A 3,063-nucleotide genomic window follows, 5' to 3' on the forward strand; every position below is an offset into this window, starting at 1 on the left:
CTGTGAGCGTCCAGCCTGACCATCTTGAGGCGAGGCTTTCGCCCTGTCTCACGAAGCTAAAGTGGCGTCCATGGCTGCCCTGCACGAGAGCATCGACTTCGTAGGTGAATCTCAGCTCCCCCGAGGTTGGGAGGACGATGTCTTCAGGTATTGCACCTTCGACGGTCTTGATCTCGAAGGGAAGGCGTTTGAGGGCGTATTGACTGACTGCAAGATCACAGGGTCAGCTTGGTACTGGGGGCTGTTCAACACGACCAGGTTCGTTGCGGTGGAGTTCCGCAACTGCACGTTTCGTGGATCGGCCTTCGCCGGCTGCATCTTTGCCAACTGCAGCTTTTTGAACTGCAGCTTTGCAGAGGACAACCTCAACGCTGGGTGCACGTTCACCGAGTGCTCTTGGTACGGCTGTGAGCAAACAGGATGCACCGGCCTGCGTGAGGAGTACGCGGTCAAGTGCTAGCCTGCCAATCAACAGCAGCGGCTAGGCGGGAGCCGCGCTCCAGCGATGAGGCAGAAGTTCTTCGAGCCTACTGTTGAGCTGCGTCGGTAGGCGCTGTAGTACGTCCCGCAGGTAAGCCCACGGGTCGTGACCGTTCATGCGCGCGGACTGCACCAGGCTCATCACGATGGCGGCACGCTGACCTGCCAGTTCGCTCCCCACGAACTGCCATGCCTTGCGTCCCATGGCCCACGGCTTGATTTGACGTTCCAGGTGGTTGTTGTCCAGCGCGACGGCGCCGTCCTCGAGATGTCGCGTTAGCGCGGTCCAGTGGCTCAGCGTGTAGTCGATGGCCTTCGCCGTCGCTGCGCCATCGGCAACCAGCCGACGCTCCAGTTCAAGCCATTGGCGCAGCTCGTCCCACAGCGGCTTGGCAAGCCGCTGCCGTTGGGCCTTGCGCTCGTCGTCGTTGAGGCTCTTGAGCTCGCCCTCGACCTCGTAGATGCGCGCGAAGCGCCGCACCGCGTCAATGCCCACGGGGCTCGTGCCGTCGTGCGTCAGCTCTTCGAAGTTCCTGCGTGCGTGAGCGGCGCAGGCTGCACCGATACGGTCGGGATATAGCCGCGGGTCCACCACGGTCTCGTAGGCGTTGTAGCGGTCGGTCAGCAGCGTTCCCGACCATCGTCGCTCGCCGAGCTTCTCGTCGCCGGCCAGGAATGCCACCGGGTACTGCGCTCCGCGCCCTCGACAGAACTCGTAGATCACGCCGGGCACGGCGTCGTGCCAGCTCCTCGCGTAGGCCCAGACGTAGGCTCTGCGAGTCTTGCCCGCGCCCGGGTCCAGCAAGGCCACCGGCGTCTCGTCGGCGTGCAGGACGCGGCAGTCGAGCACGAAGCGCTTGTGCAGCTCGTACAGCGGCTCCAGTGCTGCGCCAGCCTGGCCAGCCCAGGCCGCCAGCGTCGAGCGCGGTGTGTGTACGCCTGAGCGTGCGTAGATGGTCTCTTGCCGGTAGTACGGCAGGTGGTCGACGAAGCGGCTGATGAGCGTGTGCGCGAGCAAGCCGCTGGCAGCAACGCCGCCTTCGACGATCTCCGGCTCGCTCGGGGCCTGCTTGAGCACCTGGCAGTGCCGGCACGTCCACTTCCCGTAGACGTGGCGGTGCACGAAGAACTCTGCCGGCACGATGTCCAGCCGTTCGGTGACGTCTTCACCGATGCGCTTCATGGGACGGCCGCAGTCCTGTTCCTGGCAGTCGGTGCTCTCGGGTTCGTGGCGATGTTCGACGCGGCGCAGGTGCTCCGGCAGTGCATTGCGCCGGGGCTTACGCGGTGGTGCCTTGGGCTTGGCTCCGGCATCTGCGGCGGCAGCCTCGGCCTCGCGCCGCAGCCGGTCAAGCTGCGCACGCAGGCTGGCTTCGTCCTCGGCCAGCGTCTCCTCGAACAGACGTCGCTGGTCGGCGCTCATCGCCTCGGACTTCGCGCCATACGTCCAGCGCTTCAAGCGCGCCAGCTCGAAGTTGATCTTCTCGATCTTGGCCTCGCGCAGCGCGATCTCGCGGTCCTTGCGCTGCAGCAGCGCATCGCGTTGCGCCAGTTCCTCGCCCCGCTTGGCAAGGGCTTCATCGCGCTCGGACAGCTGCTGCCGCAACTGGGCGATCAGCGCAGCGGCCTCGGGCGGGAGGCCCTGGGGATCGGTGGGAGGAAGACCACGCATGCCGAGCATGCGTGGCATCGTGCCTGAGCCCACGACCTGGGCCCATCGGCACATGCACTGTCAACCGATTGGCCAGTGCTTCACGGGCTCACGCCCGCGTGATGCAGCTCAGCTCGGGCAGCCGCTGCCAGGGCAGGCCAAGGACCAGCGCATCGAACTGCGCGGGCGTGAGCGACAGCGACGGCGTAACACTGGCCGCAACCGGCCAGACGAACCGACCGGCGTTGAGGCGGCGCGCCGCGCACCACACGCCGAAGCCGTCGTGCACCAGCAGCTTGATACGCGTGCCGGGGGCGTTGGCGAACAGGTAGCCATGGTGGGCCTGCGCGGCGCCAAACACCTGCACGACGCGCGCCAGCAGCCGGTCGGCGCCAGCCCGCATGTCGATCGGCTCGGCGGCCAACCACATCTCGTCGATGCGGATCACCGCAGCAGCTCGCGCATCCAGGCCGCGCACTCGCTGGCGGCAATTGCCGGCCAGGTCACAGTGACCGCCGTCGCGCCGCGCTGCAGTTCGATGCGGATGTCGGCCTGCGGAACTGGTGCCGTCGGCTCCGGCAGCCTCACTGGGACGAACACCGTCTTGCGCTCAGGCGCCACTGCATCGCGAACGGCGACGCTGCTGTCCCCGTCATCTCGGATCACGGGCGTCATCTCGGCCTCGCGCACCCATCGCCGCAAGAGGTTCGCGTTGATGCCGCGGGCCATCGCTATGGCAGCCATCGACATGCCCGGCTGCATGCATGCGGCCACTGCCTCAGCCTTGAAGTCGTCGCTGTGATTGCGACGTCGACGGCGAGCGCCAGCTTGTTGATCGAGGGTAGTGCTCACGAGTCCACCAAGAGTTGCTAATGGGGACTAGGCTCCTATGCTCCTTGCCGATCTTCAAGATGGCCAGACTGGACGCTCAC

4 protein-coding genes are annotated in these 3,063 nt (G+C 66.0%); 1 reads left to right on the forward strand and 3 read right to left on the reverse strand.

Translation table 11 applies throughout. The annotated features are described in order from the left end of the window. Window positions 1-70 precede the first annotated feature (70 nt). Window positions 71-460, forward strand: a complete 390-nt coding sequence (locus AC3WOE_RS30370) for a pentapeptide repeat-containing protein (protein ID WP_492696259.1) — start codon at window positions 71-73, stop codon at window positions 458-460. A gap of 21 nt (window positions 461-481) precedes the next feature. Here AC3WOE_RS30370 and tnpC read toward each other — a convergent pair whose 3' ends face one another. From tnpC to tnpA, 3 genes are all read right to left on the reverse strand, one after another. Beyond that, on the reverse strand, window positions 482-2,161 hold the full coding sequence (gene tnpC / locus AC3WOE_RS30375; RefSeq protein ID WP_492696261.1) for an IS66 family transposase: 1,680 nt from the start codon (window positions 2,159-2,161) through the stop codon (window positions 482-484). 79 nt (window positions 2,162-2,240) lie between these two features. Beyond that, window positions 2,241-2,579 (reverse strand): IS66 family insertion sequence element accessory protein TnpB, encoded by a 339-nt coding sequence (tnpB, locus tag AC3WOE_RS30380; protein WP_492696263.1) that lies wholly within the window; start codon window positions 2,577-2,579, stop codon window positions 2,241-2,243. Further along, window positions 2,576-2,983 carry an IS66-like element accessory protein TnpA gene (tnpA, locus tag AC3WOE_RS30385; RefSeq protein WP_492696265.1) on the reverse strand — a complete coding sequence of 136 codons (408 nt, stop codon included), beginning with the start codon at window positions 2,981-2,983 and terminating at the stop codon, window positions 2,576-2,578. Before tnpA ends, tnpB begins: the two co-directional genes overlap by 4 nt. Window positions 2,984-3,063: the final 80 nt, after the last annotated feature.

The sequence above is a fragment of the Roseateles sp. FW305-36 genome (assembly GCF_058787015.1).

Bases quoted from the DNA above. Each gene is read 5' to 3' on its own strand.
- AC3WOE_RS30370 (WP_492696259.1), top strand. From the start codon at position 71: ATGGCTGCCCTGCACGAGAGCATCGACTTCGTAGGTGAATCTCAGCTC.
- tnpC (WP_492696261.1), bottom strand. From the start codon at position 2,161: ATGCTCGGCATGCGTGGTCTTCCTCCCACCGATCCCCAGGGCCTCCCG.